At 67.6% G+C, this 17,547-nt stretch carries 16 protein-coding genes; 6 read left to right on the top strand and 10 right to left on the bottom strand.

Annotation, left to right across the window (positions count from 1 at the left end; translation table 11 throughout):
- Window positions 1–298: 298 nt before the first annotated feature.
- Window positions 299–562, bottom strand: a complete 264-nt coding sequence (locus AB4Y75_RS00275; protein WP_441433922.1) for a hypothetical protein — start codon at window positions 560–562, stop codon at window positions 299–301.
- 199 nt (window positions 563–761) lie between these two features.
- Here AB4Y75_RS00275 and AB4Y75_RS00270 point away from each other — a divergent pair, with 199 nt between their 5' ends.
- On the top strand, window positions 762–1,838 hold the full coding sequence (locus AB4Y75_RS00270; protein ID WP_441433921.1) for a helix-turn-helix domain-containing protein: 1,077 nt from the start codon (window positions 762–764) through the stop codon (window positions 1,836–1,838).
- A 51-nt stretch (window positions 1,839–1,889) separates the two neighbouring features.
- Here AB4Y75_RS00270 and AB4Y75_RS00265 read toward each other — a convergent pair whose 3' ends face one another.
- Both AB4Y75_RS00265 and purD read right to left on the bottom strand, forming a co-directional pair.
- Window positions 1,890–2,807, bottom strand: coding sequence for a phosphoribosylaminoimidazolesuccinocarboxamide synthase (locus AB4Y75_RS00265; protein ID WP_441433920.1), 918 nt, complete (start codon window positions 2,805–2,807; stop codon window positions 1,890–1,892).
- Window positions 2,804–4,126 carry a phosphoribosylamine--glycine ligase gene (gene purD / locus AB4Y75_RS00260; RefSeq protein WP_441433919.1) on the bottom strand — a complete coding sequence of 441 codons (1,323 nt, stop codon included), beginning with the start codon at window positions 4,124–4,126 and terminating at the stop codon, window positions 2,804–2,806. Before purD ends, AB4Y75_RS00265 begins: the two co-directional genes overlap by 4 nt.
- 173 nt (window positions 4,127–4,299) lie before the next feature.
- Between purD and AB4Y75_RS00255 the strand changes: the two genes are divergently transcribed.
- Both AB4Y75_RS00255 and AB4Y75_RS00250 read left to right on the top strand, forming a co-directional pair.
- Entirely contained in the window at window positions 4,300–5,316 is a 1,017-nt protein-coding gene (locus AB4Y75_RS00255; protein ID WP_441433918.1) for an asparaginase, read from the top strand.
- An 8-nt stretch (window positions 5,317–5,324) separates the two neighbouring features.
- Window positions 5,325–5,714 (top strand): sterol carrier family protein, encoded by a 390-nt coding sequence (locus AB4Y75_RS00250; protein ID WP_441433917.1) that lies wholly within the window; start codon window positions 5,325–5,327, stop codon window positions 5,712–5,714.
- Between the two features lie 3 nt (window positions 5,715–5,717).
- Here the strand turns inward: AB4Y75_RS00250 and AB4Y75_RS00245 are convergent, their stop codons facing one another.
- Together AB4Y75_RS00245 and AB4Y75_RS00240 are read right to left on the bottom strand one after the other, a co-directional pair.
- On the bottom strand, window positions 5,718–6,419 hold the full coding sequence (locus AB4Y75_RS00245) for a Pr6Pr family membrane protein (protein ID WP_441433916.1): 702 nt from the start codon (window positions 6,417–6,419) through the stop codon (window positions 5,718–5,720).
- A 134-nt stretch (window positions 6,420–6,553) separates the two neighbouring features.
- Window positions 6,554–7,939, bottom strand: coding sequence for a sugar porter family MFS transporter (locus AB4Y75_RS00240; RefSeq protein WP_441433915.1), 1,386 nt, complete (start codon window positions 7,937–7,939; stop codon window positions 6,554–6,556).
- A 282-nt stretch (window positions 7,940–8,221) separates the two neighbouring features.
- On the opposite strand from AB4Y75_RS00240, the gene AB4Y75_RS00235 reads away from it, so the two are divergent.
- On the top strand, window positions 8,222–8,626 hold the full coding sequence (locus AB4Y75_RS00235; RefSeq protein WP_441433914.1) for a thiol-disulfide oxidoreductase DCC family protein: 405 nt from the start codon (window positions 8,222–8,224) through the stop codon (window positions 8,624–8,626).
- 113 nt (window positions 8,627–8,739) lie between these two features.
- On the opposite strand, the gene AB4Y75_RS00230 is transcribed toward AB4Y75_RS00235, so the two are convergent.
- The 5 genes from AB4Y75_RS00230 to AB4Y75_RS00210 all read right to left on the bottom strand — a co-directional run bounded on the left by AB4Y75_RS00230 (window position 8,740) and on the right by AB4Y75_RS00210 (window position 13,565).
- Window positions 8,740–10,116, bottom strand: a complete 1,377-nt coding sequence (locus tag AB4Y75_RS00230) for an MFS transporter (protein WP_441433913.1) — start codon at window positions 10,114–10,116, stop codon at window positions 8,740–8,742.
- The gene (locus tag AB4Y75_RS00225) at window positions 10,109–10,270 is read right to left on the bottom strand and encodes a hypothetical protein (RefSeq protein WP_441433912.1); all 162 of its coding nucleotides are present in this window, start codon (window positions 10,268–10,270) and stop codon (window positions 10,109–10,111) included. The genes AB4Y75_RS00230 and AB4Y75_RS00225 overlap by 8 nt, the downstream gene beginning before the upstream one ends.
- Window positions 10,271–10,433: 163 nt before the next feature.
- Window positions 10,434–11,213, bottom strand: coding sequence for an SDR family oxidoreductase (locus tag AB4Y75_RS00220; protein WP_441433911.1), 780 nt, complete (start codon window positions 11,211–11,213; stop codon window positions 10,434–10,436).
- Between the two features lie 72 nt (window positions 11,214–11,285).
- Window positions 11,286–12,020 (bottom strand): aspartate/glutamate racemase family protein, encoded by a 735-nt coding sequence (locus AB4Y75_RS00215; protein WP_441433910.1) that lies wholly within the window; start codon window positions 12,018–12,020, stop codon window positions 11,286–11,288.
- Between the two features lie 81 nt (window positions 12,021–12,101).
- Window positions 12,102–13,565: an NCS1 family nucleobase:cation symporter-1 gene (locus tag AB4Y75_RS00210; protein WP_441435229.1), complete on the bottom strand. Its 1,464-nt coding sequence runs from the start codon at window positions 13,563–13,565 to the stop codon at window positions 12,102–12,104.
- Window positions 13,566–14,055: 490 nt separating this feature from the next.
- Between AB4Y75_RS00210 and aceE the strand changes: the two genes are divergently transcribed.
- Together aceE and nboR are read left to right on the top strand one after the other, a co-directional pair.
- Window positions 14,056–16,803 (top strand): pyruvate dehydrogenase (acetyl-transferring), homodimeric type, encoded by a 2,748-nt coding sequence (aceE, locus tag AB4Y75_RS00205; RefSeq protein WP_441433909.1) that lies wholly within the window; start codon window positions 14,056–14,058, stop codon window positions 16,801–16,803.
- 102 nt (window positions 16,804–16,905) lie between these two features.
- On the top strand, window positions 16,906–17,511 hold the full coding sequence (gene nboR / locus AB4Y75_RS00200) for a nicotine blue oxidoreductase (protein ID WP_441433908.1): 606 nt from the start codon (window positions 16,906–16,908) through the stop codon (window positions 17,509–17,511).
- Window positions 17,512–17,547: the final 36 nt, after the last annotated feature.

The raw sequence follows: 17,547 nt of genomic DNA, 5'->3' as shown, positions 1-17,547 counted from the left end.
AGGCGGCGGGCGCCCAGTCTGTGAAATCCGGCACCGCCGCCGGCAGTCCTCGGGGCCACGAGACCCTCGGATCCGGGCCGACGAGCCGCCCGGAATTCGACTCGCCTGACAATCTCCGCCCCTGGTCCGGGGGCCCTTGTGACTTTTTCTGTCACCTGGGAAATGAGAGTCTCCCGGTTGCGCCGGCAGCGGAATACGGGACGGTTCTCCGGGCAACGCAAAGCGGGTGCCCCGCACAATGGCGGAGCACCCGCTCCGGGTGGCTCAAGCCCTCTGAAGGAGGGGGCCGGCCGTCGGTTTAGAAGGGATCGGGCCAGTTGCCCACGTTCAGGCGGGCCGTGTCCGTGACGATGGAGGACTTGGTCTTGGTGCCAGCGGCGAAGGTGGTCGGATCAGGCCAATTTCCAACGTTGAGTCGCGCCGGGTCGGGCCAGTTGCCCACTGCCTGTACGCTCGATGGATCGGGCCAGTTGCCGACGTTGGCACTCGCGGCGGGGACGCTCAGCGCACCGAGGCCCAGGGCCGCAGCCAGGGCAACGCCTGCTGTGAGTTTCTTCAACATGTTCTGCTCTTCCGTGGGGAACTATAGGGAGTATGAGCTTCAGTGGCAGATGCCGCCAGCGATGCGTTGGTACTGACTGGATCGGGGGATCACACTACGGACATAAGATGAACCGCATTGACATACATTGTAAAGTAATCACAAACGATAATGTCAAGGTTTGAGCGGCTTCCAGGCCTCTTAAACTTGAGGAGGGGCAATGGGCAGCGGATTTGGTGAGCGGCTTCGGGCCGAGCGCCTGGAACGCGGAATGACGCAGGCTGAGCTGGGCAAGGACCTGTACTCGCCCAGCTACATCTCCCTGCTGGAGACCGGCCGGAGGGAACCCACCCGGGACGTCATCCAGGAGCTGGCCCGGCGTCTGGAGCTCGCCCCCAAGGCACTCGAAGAGTGGAACAACCGGGTCACCCAGAATGACGCGGACTACGTGCTGGCCGCTCTGTACGCCCGCCAGGCCTGGGACCTCCGCGATTACGAGCTGGCCGCCCAGCACGCCGCCGAGGCCGCGCGCATCGCTCTCGACGCCAAGAACGTCAGCGCCTGGTGGAACATGCGGTACATGCAGGCCGAGTGTCTGCTGAAGCAGGGCAAGTACTCCGAATGCCAGGGCGTGGTGGAGCAGCTCGTGGAGCACCGTCTGGCCGTGGAAAGCGCCGGTCTCGGCGTGCGGGCCCGCCAGATGCTCGCGGCCGTCTGCCATGGGCAGGGCCGCCTCGCCGACTCCGTGGAGCACGCCCGGCAGGCCGTGGCCCTCGGGGCGCAGCTGCCCAAGGACTCCCCCATCTACTCCAGCGCGCTGCGGATCTACATCGGCGCTCTCGCCGAGACCGGCCGCCTGGACGAGGCATGGGAACAGTGCAAGATCCTCTCCAAGGAGGTCAGCGCCAAGTCCGTGGACCACATGTCCGGCATCGTCGCCTGGGTGATCGGCAATGTGGCGTTCATGCGCCACGATTACGAAGAGGGCGTGGCCCAGCATGATCGCGCCGCCAAGCTCCTCTCCCCCGGCAATGACATCGAACAGTGGGCCAACTTCAACAAGGCCTCGGCGGCCATGCGCCTGAACTCCGGGATCGTGGAGGCCTCCACCCTGGCAGCCCTGGAGCGCGCGGAACTGGCGCACACGATCGTCTCCGGCACCTTGCGTGACGGACTGGAGCTCCGCTTCATCCGCGCCAAGTGGCTCTACCTGACGGATGAGCTGCCCGCGGCCATCGAAATCCTGCGTGAAGTGGTCGCTCAGGAGGACGAGGTCGGCATGCACGTCGCGCGGTGATCACCGCCGTCGAACCCCTCCTTCCGTCTGCTGACAGCCGTTCTGCTGCGGCTAAGCCTCCGGCTCGAAGGCGCGGCCCGTGAGCCGCTCGTAGGCCTCGACGTACCGGGCCCGGGTCTTCTCGACCACCTCCGCGGGGAGTGCGGGTGGCGGGGTGTCGGAGGCCTTGTCCCAGCCCGACTCCGGCGAGGACAGCCAGTCCCGCACGAACTGCTTGTCGAAGCTCGGCTGCGCCTTGCCCGGCTCGTACGCCAGCGCGTCCCAGAACCGCGAGGAGTCCGGAGTGAGGACTTCGTCGCCCAGGGTGATGACGCCAGTGGCCGGGTCGGTGCCGAACTCCACCTTGGTGTCCGCCAGGATGATGCCGCGTTCCCGGGCGATCCCCTCGGCGCGCGTGTAGACGGTCAGGGTCAGCTCGCGGAGGCGTTCGGCCACGTCAGGGCCCACCACGTCCACCACAGCGTCGAACGTGATGTTCTCGTCGTGCTCGCCCACCTCGGCCTTGGCGGAAGGGGTGAAGATGGCGGGCTCCAGACGGGACCCGTCCACCAGGCCCTCGGGCAGCGGCAGGGAGCACACGGTCCGGGATTCGCGGTATTCCGCCAGCCCGGAGCCGGTCAGGTAGCCGCGCGCGATGCACTCTACCGGGAACATGTCCAGCTTCTTGCACAGCATGGCGCGGCCCACCACGGCCGCGGGGACGCCGTCGGCCTCCGTGGAGCCGAGGACGTGGTGCTCCACACCGAGCTGTTCGAACCACCACAGGCTCAGCTGGGTCAGGACCTTGCCCTTGTCCGGGATGGTCGACTCGAGAACGTGGTCGAAGGCGCTGATGCGATCGCTCGCGACCACGAGGATGCGGTCCGTGGGCGCGTCCGGCCCGATGGGCTCGTAGAGGTCGCGGACTTTGCCGGAATAGACGTGGCGGTACCCCGGCAGCTCCAGGACCTCGGTGTCCAGCCCGCTCATGCCTGCTCCCCTTCCGAGGTCACGTGACGGCCCGGCGCCCGGCGGGACGCCACCACGATCTCCCCGCGGGCCGCCTTCGCCGCGATGTCGCGACGGAACTGGCCGCCCTCCAGCTGGATGAGCTCCATGCCGTCGTAGGCCTTCTCGCGGGCCTCCACCAGGTCATCGCCCAGCGCGACGACGGCGAGCACGCGGCCACCGGCGGAAACCACCTTGCCCTCGTCATCCAGCGCGGTCCCGGCGTGGATCACGTGGACGCCTTCCAGGGCGTTGGCCTTCTTGAGACCGCGGATCCGGTCGCCCTTGCGCGGGGTGTCCGGGTAGTTCTCGGCGGCCAGGACCACGCAGACAGCGCTCTCGCGGGACCAGCGGAGCTCCTCCGCCTGGTCCAGTTCGCCCTTCGCGGCGGCCAGGAGCACGCCGCCCAGCGGGGTCTTGAGCCGGGCCAGCACGGCCTGGGTCTCCGGATCGCCGAAACGGGCGTTGAATTCGATGACGCGCAGGCCCCGAGAGGTCAGCGCCAGGCCGCAGTACAGGACGCCGATGAAGGGCGTGCCGCGGTGGGCCATCTCGTCCACGGTGGGCTGCGCCACGCGGTCGATGACCTCGGCCACGAGCTCCTCGGGGGCCCAGTCGAGCGGGCTGTAGGCGCCCATGCCACCGGTGTTGGGGCCCTCATCGTTGTCGAAGATGCGCTTGAAGTCCTGGGCCGGGGCCAGCGGGACGGTGGTCTTGCCGTCGCAGAGGACGAAGAGGGAGACCTCGGGGCCGTCCAGGTATTCCTCGATCACCACGGTGCCGCCGGCGTCGAAGCAGGCCTGCGCGTGGGCCAGTGCCTCCTCACGGTCCGAGGTCACCACCACGCCCTTGCCGGCCGCCAGGCCGTCGTCCTTGACCACGTACGGCGCGCCGAAGGTGTCCAGGGCGTCGGCGGCTTCGTCCGCGTTCACGGCGACCTTGGCCAGTGCCGTGGGAACGCCGGCCTCGGCCATGACCTGCTTGGCGAACGCCTTGGAGGCCTCCAGCTGGGCAGCGGCGCGGCTCGGACCGAACACGGGGAAGCCCGCCTCACGCAGGGCATCGGAGACGCCGGCTGCCAGGGGTGCTTCAGGGCCGACCACCACCAGGTCCACATCCAGCTTCACGGCCAGTGCGGTGGCGGCGGCCGGGTCGTTGGCGTCGACGGCGTGGCACGGGACCAGCTGCGCGATTCCGGCGTTGCCGGGTGCTGCGTGGACCTCCGCGACCTGCGGGTCGGACAGGAGGGAACGGATAATGGCGTGTTCGCGGCCACCCGGGCCAAGGACGAGTACCTTCACAGTCACCAAGGGTACTGGGCGGGCGTCAGACGCGCCCAGTCCGCGGGGAACGGTGACGCCGGTGCGCGCCGGGCACCGTTGCGTGCTCAGCAGATGCGGGTGCACAGCCGAAACACCCGCATCTGCTGAGCACGCAACCGGTAGGCAAGCGCGTGGGGCCATAAACTGGCGGTATGCCCCACACCTCTCAGGCGACCTTCGACGCCGACTCCGCGGTGGAACTCGCCGTCCTGGAACGCAGCGGTTTCATCGAATCCCGCCACATCGGATCCGCCGTCGTCCTCTCCGGGGACGGCCACGTGGTCACGGCGCTGGGAGACGTGGACTCCCCGGTCTTCGCACGGTCCGCTCTCAAACCGTTCCAGACGCTCGCCTCGATGCGCGCCGGCGTGCCGCTCCGGGGCGCGCAGGTGGCGCTGGCCGCCGCGAGCCACGTCGGTTCGCTGGAGCACATGGACGTGGTCGAGGGGATGCTCCGCGCCGGCGGCAACAAGGAATCGGATCTTCAGTGCCCCGCCGACTGGCCCCAGGACGAGACGGCCCGGAACTGGCTGGTGCGCACCGACAAGGGCCGCAGCCGCGTCGCGTTCAACTGCTCCGGCAAGCACGCCGCCTTCCTGTGGGCGTGCACCGAGAACGACTGGAACAAGGCCGGCTATCTGGAGCCGAACCACCCGCTGCAGCGCCTGGTCAGCAGTGTGATCGAGGAGTTCACCGGGGAACGCATCGCCCATCTCGGCACCGATGGCTGCGGGGCGCCCGTGGCCGCGGTCTCCCTGACCGGGCTGGCCCGCGCGTACTCGCGGCTGGCGCAGGCCCCGGGCGACAAGAACGCCGATGCCCGCGCCGCCACCATCGCCACCTCCATGCTGGACTACCCCTGGGCCGTGCAGGGCAAGGGCGAGGCGAACACCGTGGTGATGGAAGAGCTGGGTGTGATCGCGAAGCTGGGCGCCGAGGGCGTCATGGTCATGGCCGCCCCCTCCGGCGCCACGGTGGCGCTGAAGATCCTGGACGGCAACCTCCGCGCGGCGTCCCTCGTGGCGCTGACCCTTCTGACAGCGGCCGGGGCCCTCGAAGTCGGGCCGGTGGCGGCGGTGCTGGAACGGATCGTGGAACCGGTGCTCGGCGGCGGCCGTCCCGTGGGTGGGCTGCGCCTGGGGACCCCCGTCATGGCACTGCTCGATTAGGAGCGGGGATGGCAGGGGCACGACGGCGGATCGACGTCGCGGAGGGCCAGGCGGCGCTGGCGTCCTGGCAGGCCGCCCGGGCAGGATCGACGGCGGACGCACCCGCCGCGCCGTCCCGCGCCACCACGGCCATGGCTGTGCGCTACGCCCTGGAGGAGCTGACGTCCCGCGCCCCCGGCAACTCCGTGGAGGTGCGCGTCCCACCGTTCGGGGTCACCCAGTGCATCGAAGGCCCCCGGCACACGCGCGGGACCCCGCCCAATGTGATCGAGACGGACGCCGTGACCTGGCTGGAACTCGTGACCGGAACCCTGAACTGGGCCGATGCCGTGACGGCCGGTCGCGTGGTGGCATCCGGGACGCGCGCCGACCTCAGCGAGCAGCTACCGCTGAGCTGAACGTCAGGCGTCCACGGCCGGATCGACGGGTCCGTCCGGCTGCCGGTGCTGGTGCAGATGGGCTCGCGGACCCGCCAGCCGCGTGGACAGGGCCGCCACGGCCACGAACACGAACGCCGCCACGGCGATCAGCACGCTCATCACGGCCACCTGCCCGTATCCGGAGATCCGGGGATCCAGGAACGGATACGGGTACCAGTCCACCAGCGGACCGCGTACCAGGCTGTAGACCAGGTACAGCGCAGGGTAGGCGAGCCAGACGAGAGCCGAGCGCAGACCGATTCGCGGAGACGGCAGATCGACGAGCCAGTCGATGACCGTGATGGTCGGAATCGTGTAATGCAGTACCACATTGACCCACGGCAGCGGCGTGTTCACGTCGACGTCGGACAGCAGGAGACTGTAAACCACCCCCGTGATGGAGATGTAGACGGTGGCCGCGCCCCGCACGTAGTCCAGCCAGCGGGCACCTCGTCCCCGCCACGCCGCGACGGCGGCGATCGCCAGCACGATGATCACCATGATGTTCGACTGGATGGTGAAGTAGCTGAGGAAGTTGCTGATCTTCCCGGGCGGGGTCCGCATCAGCAGGTTCGCCAGCTGGGTCACCACGGCGGCCAGCCCCAGGAGCGCGAAGAACGCGCGGAACAGGGCCAGGCCCCGGTTGACGGGAGCGCCCCGGTGGGCGGCGTCGTTGCTGTTCACATTGCGAGTCTAGGGCTCACCCGGCGGCGCGGCGAGGGTCCCTGCTGCGCCCCTCCACGCAGACCTGTACGACGACGGCGGCGCCCCCTCACCGTGAGGGGGACGCCGCCGTCGTCGTGCGTCAGGGGGCGAGGCTACCGCTTCGCTTCCCAGCGGCCGCCATTCTCCCAGAAGATCCGGATGTCCTCCAGGTTCTTGCCCTTGGTCTCCGGGGCGAACTTGTAGACGAAGCCGAAGGCCGCCAGGGCCAGGAGACCGAAGACCAGGAAGGTGCCCACACCGCCGAGGCCACTGAGCATCGGCAGGAAGAGGAACCCGACGATCACATTGGCCACGAGGTCGCTGGTCAGCATCACGGAGGAGCCCAGGGACCGGAGCCGGGCCGGGAAGCTCTCACCGGCGTAGACCCACACCAGTGCGCCGAAACCGAACGTGAAGCCGACCGTGAAGAGCAGGACCCCGATGAAGCCGAGCGCCGTGAGGATGCCACCGAAGGTGTTGCCGCCGGCGATGAAGACGCACACCAGCAGGATGTTGGCCGCGATCATCATCGCGATGCCGCCCAGGAGGATGGGACGGCGGCCCACCCGGTCCACGAGGGAGAGGGAGATGAAGACGGCCACCAGCGCGACGGCCTGGACCAGGGCGGGGAGGCCCAGGATGGCGGCGTTGCCTTCGAAGCCCATGGACTTGAAGAGGATGGGGCTGTAGTAGACGATTGCGTTGATGCCGGTGATCTGGATGAAGAAGCCCAGGATGACCACGAAGATGGTGGCGCGGAGGTACGGCTTGCGGAGCATCTCCTTGAGCGCGCCGCCCTTCTCCTCGCTCAGCGCGGCCTGCATGTCGGCGATCTCGCGGTCGATGTCCGCGTCGGGTTCGATGTTGGCGAGGGTCGCTCGGGCTTCGGCGATCCGGCCCTTCATGACGTACCAGCGGGAGGTGTCCGGGATCCGGAGCACCAGGAAGAAGACCAGGAGGGACGGGATGGCCGCCAGGCCGAGCATCCAGCGCCAGGCGCCGGCGTCGGAGAGCGCCCAGGCCACGAGGTAGCCGAGGATGATGCCGAACACGGTGGCCACCTGATAGGCCACCAGCATGGCGCCACGGATCTTGGCCGGAGAGCTCTCCGCCACGAACACCGGCACCACCACGATGGAGACACCGACCGTCAGACCGAGGAACAGACGTGCCGCCACCAGGACCTCGAGGTTCGGGGTCAGGCCGCTGAGCAGCGCGAACAGGGCGTACCCGGCGGCCACCAGCACCATGGAGACCTTGCGTCCGAGCTTGTTGGCCAGCACACCGCCGAGGAGAGCGCCCACGACCTCACCGATCACCACCGTGGTGGTCACCAGGCCGAGACCGGCTTCGTCGAGCCGGAACTCATCCTTGAGGAACAGCAGCGCGCCGCCGATGTTGGAGGAGTCGTACCCGTAAATGATGCCGACCGCGGCGGCGGTAATGCCTGCCAGGAGCCCCGCACGGGGCGTGCTCCTGATGTCCTGGATGAGCGACACTGCATCTCCTGAAGGTTGGGGACCGATCCGGCCCTTTCTGTCCTCGCGGCCGGGGCCGACGGGGGACCAGAGGAATTCTGTTGCCCACAGTCTACGCAGAGTGTGATTGATATCGCACCATTTGAGGCGATATTGATCACAAAAAATCATCAATGTGTGGTTTTGATCACTTTCGGAGGCGAGTGGGATCACAGACTCACACTTCCGCAAGCGGAGTTACGATGAAGGGAGGCAGCGCGCCCGGACTCCCGGGCCCGCGGGCCCGAGTGAAACGGGGTTGTCATGGACGCGGTGTTCGACGGTCAATGCGGGTTCTGCACCCGGGCGGTCGGCTGGGTGCGCCGGATGGACCGGCGCGACCGGATCGCCTTCCACCCGTTCCAGGATCCCCTCACGCTGGACGCCTTCCGCCTGAGCCATGAGGAGGCGCGGTCTGCCATCTGGGCCCTGACCGACGACGGCGAACGGCACAGCGGCGCACGGGCCATCTCGGCCATTCTGGACACCGCCCTCGGCGGCCGCTTCTTCGCCACCGTCTACCGGATCCCCGGCGTCGGACGCCTCCAGGAAGCCGCCTACCGCTGGATCGCAGCCCACCGGTACCGTCTGCCCGGCGCGACTCCGTGGTGCACCGAGCACCCCCAGGACTGCTCCGCCGCCGTGCCGGGAGCCGGCTGCGCTCTCTGAGCCGCTCTGACTCGCTTTCAACCCGCGGGCGGGGGCCGTCGGCCCGCACGACGAAACGCCACAGGGGCACGGTGCAGACCGTGCCCCTGTGGCGTTTCGCGAGTGGGAGCGGCTCAGACGGCGGGCTCCACCAGGGTTGCCGGGTTCGGCGGGATGGGCTCGATCTTGCCGAGCACCACCGTGTAGAAGATGATGCCGATCACCAGCATGACACCGGCGACCATGAATGCCACCGCGAAGCTGCCCGTGAACTGGACGATGAAGCCGGTGACGATCGGGGCCGTGGTTCCGATGATGTTGTTCACCGTGTTCATGACGGCGCCCGTGGCACCCACGGCGCCTTCCGGGGCGATGAGGGCGGGCAGCGAGTTCGTCACGCTGAACGCGATGGTTATGCCCGTGGTGCCCAGCGTGATCCACACGAGCGACCAGAAGAGGTCGGTGGTGAAGGCGGTGCCCGCGATCGTGATGGCCAGCAGCATGCCACCGATGATGAAGGCGCGGCGGACCGTGGTGCTGGACTTCCCGTTCTTGATCAGACGGTCCAGCCACCAGCCCGGGAGGGCGTACTGGACGATCACGGCGAACAGCCAGGGCACGGCCGTGACGAGGCCGGACTTGGCGACGTCCATGTGCATCTGGGACTGCAGGAAGCCCGGGAGCCAGGTGAGCAGCATCCACTGGACGTAGCCCGCGCAGCCGAGGCCGAGCGACATGCCCCACACCTTGCGCTGGCGCAGGATGTAGCCGAGGTTGTTCAGGGGGTTGGGCTTGGGGGCGTCCTCGTGCTGGGCGCCACCGGAGAGGATGTGCTCCAGCTCGGCGTCGCTCAGCTTGCCCTTGCGGTTCATCTCCTTGGGGTCGCGGTACCGGAAGAAGAAGACGGCCGTGTAGATGAGGCTGAGGACACCGATGGTGATGAACGCGCCGCGCCAGCCGAACATGGCCACGGCTGCGCCGACGATCGGGAAGCCGATCACATTGGACAGGCGCTGGCCGCTGTCGAAGATCACGGTGGCCATGCCGCGCTCGGAGCGCGGGAACCAGTAGCCGGTGGTCTTCATGGCGCCCGGGAAGATCGGGGCCTCGGCGAGACCGAGGATGAGTCGGGCCACCAGGAGCAGGCCCATACCGCTGACAGCCGCGGTCAGGAAGCAGGAGATCGCCCACAGCGTGGTCGCGACCCGCATGACCCACTTGATGCCGATCTTGTCCAGCAGCATGCCCATGGGGATCTGCATGATGGCGTAGGTCCAGCCGAAGCTGCCGAGGATGATGCCGATCTGGCCTTCGGTCATGCCGAATTCCATCCGCATATCGTGTTCCGCCACGGACATCGAGCTGCGGTCGATGTAGTTGATGAGAACCGCGAAGAACAGCAGGATGCCGATGGACCAGCGGACCATGCCCCTCTTGCCCGCCCGCGCGATGTTCGCCGGAAGCGGCGAGGTGGCCGAGTTCTGATCATCGGCCCTCTGGATGTCAGACATCGCGTCCCCCCACCGGGACGCTCGGGCGGAACTGCCCGATCGTGAAACCTGCGACGACGGCGATCAGAATCTGGAGGAAGAGCGGCCGGCACAGCGGCGCCTTCGTCCGCGGGGCCGAACTCGCCTTCAGCTCCGCTTCGGTGGGGATCTTCATGTCCTGAACCATTCTCTTGGGTTGCACCCGGCTTCCGGGTGCAACCCAAGGTAACGAAGATCACATTGGTTCCACAAGGAAATAATTTATTTCCATCATGTGAAATCAGTAATATCCGCTTTATTCAGAATCACTCACAATTCCCCGGCCTCCCGGGCGGCTGCTAGCCCCGTCCGACGAAGGGCATCCCCGCCGCCGTGACCAGGAGGCTTCCCACCGAGGCACTCGCCGGCATGGACGCCATGAGAAGCACCGCACGCGCCGCGTCCTCGACCGGGAACATCGGCTCCACCTTGCGCGAACCGTCCGCCTGCAGCGCGCCGTCGCCCACGCCGATCACGTCCATGATCTCCGTGCGGGTGTTGCCGATGTCGATCTGGCCGCAGCTGATGCCGAACGGCCGCCCGTCCAGTTCGATGCTCTTGGTCAGCCCGCTGATCGCATGCTTGCTCACCGTGTAGGCCACAGACAATGGCCGCGGCGAATGCGCCGAGATCGAGCCGTTGTTGATGATCCGGCCGCCCTGAGGCACCTGCTCCTTCATGACGCGCACCGCCTCCGCCGCACAGAGGAACGAGCCGGTGACGTTGATCCGCAGGGTCTCCTCGAAGCCCTCGGGATCCACGGCGTCCACCGCCCCGCTCGGGCCGAAGATCCCGGCGTTGTTGAAGAGGACGTCCACTCGGCCGAAACGCTCGCGCGCCTGGGCGAAGAGGCGCGCGACGTCGTCGCGGACGGTGACATCGCACGGCACCACGAGCGCTCCGGACGCACCGTCCGCGGTCTCCTCGAGCGCGGCGGCCCGCCGCCCGGCGAGCACCACGCCCCAGCCCTCGGCCAGGAAGAGCCGCGCCACGGCGCGCCCGATCCCGGATCCGGCCCCGGTGACGACCGCGATCCTCGGGGCGGGTCCGCCGTCGGTCTGCTGTGCTGTGGTGTTCATGGTGCCGTGCCGTTCATGGATCGATCCTGCTCTGCTGAAACCGGTCTGCTCCGGGGTGGTCGGACCTGGTGACTACCGTACGGGACCCTGCGTGATGGGCCAGCCGATGACCTTCTTGGGCCGCGGCGTCTCGTAGGTGCGGACCTTCGAGGTCGAGAGGCCCAGCCGCACGAGCGACTCGGCGATCAGCACGGCCGCGGCCACTCCGTCCACCACGGGGACGCCGCAGCGCTCCCGGATCTGCTCGTCCAGATTCGCCATGCCACCGCAGCCGAGCACGATCACCTCGGCCTTGTCCTCCGTGACGGCCAGCTCGGCCTGCCGGACGATCGCCTCGACGGCGCGTTCCGGGTGCTCCTCGAGCTCCAGCACGGCCATGCCGCTCGCGCGGACCGAGGCGCACCGGTCATCCAGTCCGGCCAGCTTGAGGCGGTCTTCGATGAGGGGCACGGCCCGGTCCAGGGTGGTGACCACGGAGTACTTGTGGCCCAGGAACATGGCGGTGCTGGCCGCGGCTTCGGTGATGTCCACCACCGGGACGTCGAGCAGCTCCTGCAGGCCCTCCCGGCCGTGCTCGCCGTAACCGGCCTGCACCACCGCGTCGAACTCGCCGTCGTAATTGACCACGGAGTCCATCACCGCGATGGCGGCGAGGTAGCTTTCGAAGTTCCCCTCACAGGAATCCGCGCCGAAGCGCGGCGTGATGCCCACGATCTCGGTGTCCGGGGCGGCGACGGCGCGGGCCTGGGCCGCGATCGAGTCCGTCATGGTCTGGGTGGTGTTGACGTTGGCAACCAGGATTTTCATGTGTTTCTCCCAAGGATCCGGCGGGGCGCGGAAGCCGCGCCCCGCCGTCGTCTGCTGACGGTGACTGAAGGCGCCGGTGCGCTAGTGCGTGCTGGCCACGGCGATCACTTCGCCGTCCGAGTCGAGGTACCGTGCGCCGCGGTCCGCGATGAAGTAGTAGACCAGGGCCCCGATACCGGCTCCGAAGAACCAGGCGAAGGCGGCCAGGTGCTCCAGGGCCGGGACAAACGCGATCACGACGGCCACCGCGGCTGCCACCAGCATGGAGGTGATGGCCTTGGGGTTGAAGCCGCGCTTGTAGAAGTACGGCCCCTGCGGATCCTCGGTGTACAGCTTGACCACTTCGACCTTGCCGCGGCGGATCAGCCAGTAGTCCGCCATGACCACACCGAACAGCGGGCCGAGGAGGGCGCCCAGGCCACCGAGGAAGTACACGATGACGAACGGATTGTTGTAGAGGTTCCAGGGCAGGATGATCAGGCCGATGGTGCCGCTGACCCAGGCCGCCCGGCGGAAGTCGAGGCGCTTGGGGAAGAGGTTGGTCAGCGCGTAGACCGGAGCCACGAAGTTGGCCATCAGGTTGACGGCCACGGTGAGGACCAGGAGAGCCAGGCAGGCCAGGACCAGCAGGAGGGTGTTGGGGATCAGCTGCACCACGTCGGAAGGCGAGGTGATGAGGGTTCCGTTGATCTTGAACTGACCGCCGGCCAGGACCACCACGATGGCGCCGAAGAGCAGCATGTTGATCGGGATGCCCCAGAAGTTGCCCTTGACGATCGAGCTCTTGCCCACCGCATTGCGGGTGAAGTCGCAGAAGTTCAGGACGAACGTGCCGTAGATGGAGACCCAGAGGGCGCCACCGGCGAAGATGTTGCGCCAGGTCTCGCCGGCGTCCATGTGCTTGATTCCGTTGATCTCGATGGTGCCGCCGGCCTGCACGAAGACCCAGATGGCCAGGGCGGCCATGGTCACCAGGATGATGGGACCGGCGAACGCCTCGTACTTGCGGATCATCTCCATGCCGAAGCTGACGATCACGAGCTGAACGATCCAGAGGATGACGAACGCGATCCAGCCCAGCGTGGACAGGCCGAGGATGTCGTTCCGATCCAGGGGCGCCAGGCCCGGGATCAGCTTGATGATCATGATGCGGAAGATCACCGAGGCGAGATAGGTCTGGATGCCGAACCAGGCGACCGCGACGGCGCCACGCACCACGCTGGCGATCTGGGCGCCGCGGATGCCGAAGCTGATGCGGCTCATCACCGGGAAGGGGACGCCGGTCTTCTGCCCCATGAACCCCGAGAAGTTCAGCAGGAGGAACAGGAGCACCGCGCCGACGCCGAGAGCCAGCAGGATCTGCCAGGCTCCCATGCCGAGGGCGAAGAGACCCACGGCGAAGGCGTAGTTGCCGAGGCTGTGCACGTCGTTCGCCCAGAGGGTGAAGATGCTGTATGCGGTCCACGTGCGCCCGGCCTTGCGGGTGGGGGCGAGGTCCTTGTTGTAGAGCCGCGGGCTGAGTTCGACGCCGGTCAGCTCCGACATCCGGGGAAGATCGCCCGTGAAGTCGTGATGGTGGTGATGGTGATGGTCCGGCGTTTCCGGTCCCGGCTGTGTCGCCACCGGGATGGTGGGATCGGTGCCGCTGGGGTTCGTCTGCATGGGGTGCTCCGTTTCGATGCTGACGGTTCCGCACCCGTCGGTCGCAAGCCCCCCGTCGGGCTGACTTCCATAATGCGGAACTGATTTATTGAAGTATGGAATACAGAATATGGCCCAGATCACAGGTGGTCAATGGTTTTGCGGCACTCGCTGTCACATTTGGAATACCAGGATGGCGGCGCGAGAGCGTCGGCCCAGCTGAGGCCGAGAGCGGTCCGGGGGGGCGGCGCTGTCGCAATCCGGCCGGTAGGCGTTTTCGTTGACGCCGGGCGTGACGGCGGATAATCTCGATAGACAAAATTATTTTTTCGCATGTCGGAAAGACGTTGCCATCGCGACGCCAGCCCAACCATTCGATGAAGAGAGGTCACCTGTGGCTGCTGAAGAAATCACGCCCTCCATCCTGAGTACGCTCACGAACAACCTGCCGGACTCGGATCCCGAGGAGACCAGCGAATGGGTTGAATCCTTCGACGCCCTGGTGCACGAACAGGGCACGGAGCGCGCTCAGTTCGTCATGCGCTCCCTGCTGCAGCGGGCCGGGGCCAAGTCCGTGGGCGTCCCGATGGTCACCACCACCGACTACGTGAACACCATCCCCGCGGACCAGGAACCGGAATACCCGGGCAATGAGGAGTACGAGCGCGCGTACCGCCGGGCGATGCGGTGGAACGCCGCGATCATGGTGCACCGCGCCCAGCGTGCCGACATCGGCGTCGGCGGCCACATCTCCACCTACGCCGGCGCGGCGACTCTCTACGAGGTCGGTTTCAACCACTTCTTCCGCGGCAAGGACCACCCGGGCGGCGGCGACCAGGTCTTCTTCCAGGGGCATGCCTCGCCGGGCATGTATGCCCGAGCCTTCATGGAAGGCCGCCTCACGGAAGAGGACCTGGACGGGTTCCGCCAGGAGAAGTCCAAGGAAGGGCATGCGCTCTCCTCCTACCCGCACCCCCGCCTGATGCCCCACTTCTGGGAGTTCCCCACGGTCTCCATGGGCATCGGCCCCATGAACGCCATCTACCAGGCGCAGGCGAACCGCTACCTCCAGGACCGCGGGCTCAAGGACACGAGCGACCAGCAGGTCTGGGCGTTCCTGGGTGACGGCGAGATGGACGAGCCGGAGAGCCGCGGCCTCCTGCAGCTCGCCGCCAATGAGGGACTCGACAACCTCAATTTCGTGATCAACTGCAACCTCCAGCGCCTGGACGGCCCTGTCCGCGGCAACGGCAAGATCATGCAGGAACTCGAAGCATTCTTCCGCGGCGCCGGCTGGAACGTCATCAAGGTCGTCTGGGGCCGCGAGTGGGACGACCTCCTCGCGAAGGACACCGACGGCTCCCTGGTCAACATCATGAACGACACGGTGGACGGCGATTACCAGACCTTCAAGGCCGAGAACGGCGCCTTCATCCGTGAGCACTTCTTCGGACGCAGCGCCCAGACGAAGGAATTGGCATCCGATCTGACGGACGATCAGATCTGGAACCTCAAGCGCGGCGGCCACGATTACCGCAAGGTCTATGCGGCCTACAAGGCGGCCACCGAGTTCAAGGGCAAGCCCACCGTGATCCTGGCGAAGACCGTCAAGGGTTACGGCCTGGGGGCGCACTTCGAGGCCCGTAACGCCACCCACCAGATGAAGAAGCTGACCATGGAGGACCTCAAGGCCTTCCGCGATCTGCTCCGCATCCCGATCAGCGACGAGGTCCTGGAGCAGGACCTCTACCGCCCGCCGTACTACCACCCGGGCACGGACGCTCCGGAGATCAAGTACATGATGGAGCGCCGCGGGGCTCTGGGCGGCTCCGTGCCGGAACGCCGCCCGGATCACGTCCCGGTGCAGCTGCCGGAAGACAAGTCCTACGAGATCGCCAAGAAGGGCTCCGGCAAGCAGAAGGCCGCCACCACCATGGCGTTCGTCCGCATGCTCAAGGACCTGCTCAGGGACAAGAACTTCGGCAGCCGCCTGGTCCCCGTGGTTCCGGACGAGTCCCGCACCTTCGGCATGGACGCGTTCTTCCCCACGGCCAAGATCTACAACCCCAAGGGGCAGAACTACCTGTCGGTGGACCGTGAGCTCGTCCTGGCGTACAAGGAGTCCCCGCTCGGCCAGCTGATCCACCCCGGCATCAACGAGGCCGGCGCCGTCGCCGCGTTCACCGCCGCGGGCACCGCTTACGCCACCCACGGCCAGCCCCTGGTGCCGATCTACGTGTTCTACTCGATGTTCGGTTTCCAGCGCACCGGTGACTCCTTCTGGGCCGCCGCGGACCAGATGACCCGTGGCTTCATCATCGGCGCCACCGCGGGCCGCACCACCCTGACCGGCGAAGGGCTCCAGCACGCCGACGGTCACTCGCCGCTGCTTGCGAGCACGAATCCCGCCGTCGTCACCTATGACCCGGCCTACGGCTACGAGATCGCCCACATCTTCCGTGACGGTCTGGAGCGCATGTACGGCCCGGGCTCCGAGGACCGCAACCTCATGTACTACCTCACGGTGTACAACGAGCCCATCACCCAGCCGGCCGAGCCGGAGAACCTGGACGTGGAAGGTGTCCTCAAGGGCATCCACAAGGTCTCCTCCGCCCCGGACGCCGACGGCAAGCCGCGCGCCCAGATCCTCGCGTCCGGCGTCTCGGTCCCGTGGGCCCTGGACGCCCAGCAGATCCTCGCCGAGGACTGGGGGGTCGCCGCCGACGTCTGGAGCGTGACCAGCTGGAACGAACTGCGCCGTGACGGCCTCGCCGCCGAGGAGCAGGGCTTCCTGAACCCGGGCGAGGAACCGCGCGTGCCGTTCGTGACGCGTCAGCTCGCAGGGGCCGAGGGTCCGGTCGTGGCCGTCTCGGATTACATGAAGGCCGTGCCGGACCAGATCCGCCAGTTCATCCCGAACGACTACGGTGTGCTCGGCGCGGACGGCTTCGGCTTCTCCGACACCCGCCAGGCCGCCCGTCGCTTCTTCAAGAACGACACCCACTCGGTGGTGGTGAAGACCCTGCAGATGCTCGCCCGCCAGGGCAAGGTCGACGCGCAGGCTCCGGCTCAGGCGATCGAGAAGTACCGTCTGCTCGACGTCACCGCCGGAACCACGGGCGGTGCGGGCGGCGACGCCTGATCCACCCGGTTCATCACTGCGCCGAGTCGCCAGAAGGTGCCCGTATCCCTCACGGATACGGGCACCTTTCGGCGTCTCGCGGGAAAGACTTAGGGTGACAGCATGACGCTGAGCGCACCGGCCACGGCCGTCCTCCTCGCCGCGGGCGCCGGGACCCGTCTGGGTCTCGGACCGAAGGCCCTCCTGCGCCGTCGCGGCACTCCCCTGGTGGACCACCTCGCGGCGGTGCTGCACGACGGCGGCTGCGACGGCGTCGTGGTCGTGCTCGGCGCGGACGCGGACCGAGTCCGCGCGGAGGCCGCGCTGAAGGGCTGCACCGTGGTGGTCAACGACGCCTGGGACAGCGGAATGGGTGGCTCACTGAAGGCCGGACTTGCGGCCGTGCCACCCGGCCACCACGCGCTCGTGGCCCTGGTGGACCAGCCCGGACTCACCGCGGAAGCGGTCGCCGCGGTGCTCGCCGTCCACCGGCCGGGACGAGTCACCGCCGCCGCCTATCCCGATGCCTCAGGAACTCTGATGCGTGGGCACCCCGTGCTGTTCGACGCCACGCTCCTGACCGCAGTCGCGGACTCCGCGCACGGCGACGCCGGGGCACGGGACTTCCTCCGGGCGCACCCGGAGCTGGTGGATCTGGTGGGGTGCGGCGCCTCGGGCGACGGCCGCGACGTCGACACCCCGGCGGATCTGCCGCTGCTGGAGGACTGAACGGCGGAGGCGGCCGTCCGCCGGGTTTGTGACACA

Source organism: Arthrobacter sp. RAF14, assembly GCF_052114185.1.
Lineage (GTDB): Bacteria > Actinomycetota > Actinomycetes > Actinomycetales > Micrococcaceae > Arthrobacter_E.
This window is presented reverse-complemented; position numbering and strand designations above follow the sequence as displayed.